The organism is Kitasatospora sp. NPDC002227, from assembly GCF_040296285.1.
Taxonomy (GTDB): domain Bacteria; phylum Actinomycetota; class Actinomycetes; order Streptomycetales; family Streptomycetaceae; genus Kitasatospora.
In genome coordinates this window covers 1-4046 of sequence record NZ_JBEOWY010000114.1, presented here as the reverse complement: position 1 = coordinate 4046, position 4046 = coordinate 1, and the positions used below count along the sequence as shown (strand labels likewise).

Here is a 4046-nt window from a genome sequence, read left to right as displayed (position 1 = left end):
GACGAAGTTATCTGGACAGATCACCTGATTCAGCGACTGTGTCGGTCGCACGGGGTGCGTATGGTTCCGGCCGTGCGAGTGATGAAGGTGCCCGACGCTGCGGCTGGTCAGCCGCAGGTGCGGCTGATGGACACAGCTGGTGAGCCGGTGGTCGAAGTCGATGACTTCCTGCGGTTGTTGACCGTGCGGGCGTACTCGACGAACACGGTCCGCGCCTACGCGTACGACCTCCTGAAGCTGTACCTGTTCTGCGAAGAACGCGGCATCACAGCAGCCGAGTTCACACCCGTGCGGGCGATGGAGTTTCTGGAGTGGCTGCGACTGGTGTCGTCGTCTCGACGCGCGCAGCGTTTGGAGCTTGGCGTCGCGATGAGCGGGGGCCGACTGCTGTCGCCGAAGACGTGCAACCGGGTACTCGCCGCGGTGTCGTCGTTCTACGAGTTCCTCATCGCCAGCGAGCGGTACACCGGCCGGGACAACCCGATCGTCAAGAAGGTCGATCAGGCCGCGGCACGAGTGCCGGACCGGTACCGGCCGCCTTTGGCGAATGCTCGCCGGCAGCAGCCGGTGCGCCGAGTGCTGCGGGTCAAGACGGTGGAACCGGTTCCGCGCCCGATGCCAGCCGGCGTCTACCGGGCGCTCGTCGACGAGCTGCGGACTCGTCGAGACCTGGCACTGCTGGAGGTGATGTGGGAGGGCGGGCTGCGTCCGGGTGAAGTGCTGGGGCTGCAACTGGAGGACATCTCCTATGGACAGCGCCGGGTGACGGTCCGCAAACGGGACGATCATCCGCGCGGGGTACGGCAGAAATCGCGCCGCGACCGGGTGGTCGATCTGTGGGAAGGGCGGGCCCTGGCGGCACTGAACGCCTACGTGATGCGCGAGCGTCCAACCGATGTGGACACGCCGTGGGTGTTCCTGGTCGGTGGCCGGGGCAAGCGTCGGGGCGAGCCGTTGGGCTACGACGCCTTGGTCCGGATGTTCGCCCGCGCTGCCGAGCGGGCTGAGGTGCGGGACGCGTGGCTGACTCCGCACAGCCTGCGGCACACCCACGCGACGCGGATGTTCGAGGGCGGCATGCGGGAGCTGACGCTGATGACCCGGCTCGGGCACGCAACGCCCGACTCGATGAAGGTCTATACCAGGGTGAGCGATACCGAGGTCGTCAAGGACTACCGCCGGGCGATCGGAGAACAGGACGCGTGAACGCGAACGCATCCGTGCGAGCGGCAACATCACCGGGCACCCCATCGTGCTGGGCCCCTCGGCACTGCCCGGAGGCCGAATATGCATCTTTCGTCAACTCCCTTTCCAGCAGCGATCGTTGGCGCCGCAAGCATCTCCAGTTCCATCTGCGTTTTCGGCGCACCTACCCGGACCTGCAGACCTGGTTCGCTCAACCGCTGCGTGACCGGCTGGGCTGGCGCAACGGAGAGGGACAGAACAGGCGCCAAGCCCCCGAGCCCGGCTTCGACGCGACCGCAGCGTGGATCAACTTCAACTCCCGCCACTACCTGACCTACCTCGCCCTCACCGGCCGCTTGCGCATGGACTGGGGGTGGCTGCTGGGGATCGGGGTACTCAAGCCGTTTCATGTAGCCGACCAGCTCGGTCTGCCGCTGCGGGAACACACCGAGACTTTGCGCGACCACCTCGTGACGCTTGGGCAGATCCGCGATGACCAGGCCTTCCGGATTCCCTGGGGTCTCATCCGGCTGGCCATGCACCGCGGTGACCCGGAGGTGAGCACCATCAGAGGTGACGACGTTGAGGAACTGCGGCACGCCATCCGCCACTGCGAGCGCATCCCGGGCCTTCTCCAGGTCGTCGGCGAGGAGCACTGCCCCACCCTGAAGTTGGCCTGGTCGACCAACGCCTTCCGCACTGGCCTGGCGCTGTTCCACGCTGGCATCACCGACCGGCCGCCCTCCCGCGAGGAGGCGACACCGTCCCCGCGGTTGTCCTCGAAGCCACGCGTCGACGCGATCTTCGAACGCTTCCTTGCCGAACGCGCCCTGGTCCTGCGGCCCGAGAGTATGTCCAGCATCCGAGGCGGGCTTCGCCGCTTCGGACTGTGGCTCGACACCGAGCGCCCGCACATCGACAGCCTCGATCAGCTCAACCGCGCCGACCTGGTTGCATTCATGGAGTCGGTGCATCGGCTGCACAAGATCAAGCAGCCCGACGAGCCGCTCAGCCGGGCCTACCGGGCAGGCATCATCTCGACCGTCGCCGTGCTCTTCCGCCATGCCGCCGTCGCCGAGTGGGACGATGTCCCGGCTCGCCCTCTGATCACACACGCCGACATGCCCCGCGTTATCGAACGCGTCCCCCGGTTCATTCCCCAGGACCAGCTCGAACCCATCATGAACCGGGTCCGCCAGGTCGACTGCGCGTTGCAGCGGTGCGCGCTGCTGGTCGCTCGATGGAGCGGAGCCCGCCGAACGGAGATCCGCAAGCTCCACCTCGACTGCCTCGACACCTACCCAGACGGCACCCCACGGCTGCGGCTCGCGGCGGGCAAAGCCCTCAAGGAACGCACCGTCCCACTGCACGATGAGGCCGCCGAGGCGATCCGCGCACTGGTCGCATTGCGGCAAGCCCAACACGACCGAGGCATCTACGACCCCGATCTCGGACGCCCCGTGCGCTACCTGTTCTTGCGCAACGGCGGCCTGGCTGGCCCCGACTACCTCTTCGCCAACCCACTGCGCGAGATCTGCCAGGAGCTCGGCATCCTCAACAGTGTCGGCAAGCCCGCGATCCACCCCCACCGCTTCCGACACACCCTGGGCACCCAACTCGCCGAGAGAGGCGCCCGCGTGCAGACCATCATGAAGGTTCTCGGCCACAAGAGCCCCGGTATGTCGATGACCTACACCCACATCTCCGATCCCACGGTCCTGGCCGACTACCAAGCCGTCCTGACGCCCGGCGCGGTCATCGCCGGCCCACTCGCCGACACCCTGCGCTCCGGACAGCTCGACCAGGACGCCCTGGACTGGCTCAAGACCAACTTCTACAAGACCGAACTCGAACTCGGCCGCTGCCTTCGCCTGCCTCAGGAGGGCCCCTGCGAGTGCGATCTCTACCTCACCTGCGCGAAGTTCGTCACCACGCCCCAGTACGCGCCCCGGTTGCGTGAACGCCTCTGTGTCGAGCGGCAACTGATCACCGACGCGCGGGAGCGGGGCTGGGAGCGGGAGATCGACCGCCACCAGCGAGTCGCTGACCGCATCACCAGTCTTCTCGACGACCTTGGCGAACCTCATGATCAACCCGCTGCCTGACGAGTGCAGCCGAGAAATGCACTGGTGGTACGGCTTCGCCCAGGACAGGATTCGGCTATGCGATTCGCCCACGAGGACCCCGAGCTGGCCGATCTGATCCGCCGCTATGTCACACCCGATCGGCGCTACCTCAGGCTCGGCGGCAGCCTCGCGCGCATGACCGGGAGCGAACGCAACGAGTTCACGCGGGAGCTCGGCAAGGCCGCCAGCGACATCACGCCCCGTGAACTGGCCATCCTGCTCGAAGGTGGGTGGCGAGAGCGTAAGACCGCAGCCTGGCTCATTGCCGTCGCTCGCAGGACCGAGTTCCGCGAGCGCCTCGGCGAACTGCTGCTTGCCAGCGAGGTCTGCTACGCGGGATCGGCCTACTGCGTTACCTTCGCCACCTTCGGCACCCCTGCCGACGCGGACATGCTGGCCGCCTACCTCGACCGCTACCTCCGACGTCCCGACCTCTATTACGACCAGACCACCGCCATAGGTGCGCTCCTGCACCTCGACGCCAAGCTCGGCGCCGATCGAACAGCCCGTTTCTTGGCTCCCGACGGTCTCTGGCAGCAGTGGATCGATGGACCTCCCCGCAAGAACCACAGCGGCACGCCGGACACCTACCGCGAGGTGGTCAGCCGGCTCTGTGCCTTCGCTGATGAGAGCGCCGAGCATCCCGTGACAAAGAAGTGACGAGGCCGTCCTCGGAAGGGTGACCCCTGATCGGGGGAACCCACCGCCGCACAGCTCGAAGCTGTCCAGATAAAC

At 66.8% G+C, this 4046-nt stretch carries 3 protein-coding genes; all 3 read left to right on the top strand.

The genetic code is table 11. The annotated features are described in order from the left end of the window. Positions 1–81: 81 nt before the first annotated feature. Genes ABT095_RS38590 through ABT095_RS38580 form a run of 3 tightly spaced genes read left to right on the top strand, consistent with a single transcriptional unit; the run spans position 82 to position 3971 of the window. Positions 82–1206: a tyrosine-type recombinase/integrase gene (locus tag ABT095_RS38590; protein ID WP_350534310.1), complete on the top strand. Its 1125-nt coding sequence runs from the start codon at positions 82–84 to the stop codon at positions 1204–1206. Further along, positions 1203–3290, top strand: a complete 2088-nt coding sequence (locus ABT095_RS38585; protein ID WP_350534309.1) for a tyrosine-type recombinase/integrase — start codon at positions 1203–1205, stop codon at positions 3288–3290. The genes ABT095_RS38590 and ABT095_RS38585 overlap by 4 nt, the downstream gene beginning before the upstream one ends. Positions 3291–3347: 57 nt before the next feature. Next, complete coding sequence (locus ABT095_RS38580) at positions 3348–3971, top strand: DUF6000 family protein (protein ID WP_350534308.1); 624 nt, start codon at positions 3348–3350, stop codon at positions 3969–3971. The last annotated feature ends 75 nt before the right edge of the window (positions 3972–4046 follow it).

Bases quoted from the DNA above. Each gene is read 5' to 3' on its own strand.
- ABT095_RS38580 (WP_350534308.1), top strand. From the start codon at position 3,348: ATGCGATTCGCCCACGAGGACCCCGAGCTGGCCGATCTGATCCGCCGC.
- ABT095_RS38590 (WP_350534310.1), top strand. From the start codon at position 82: ATGAAGGTGCCCGACGCTGCGGCTGGTCAGCCGCAGGTGCGGCTGATG.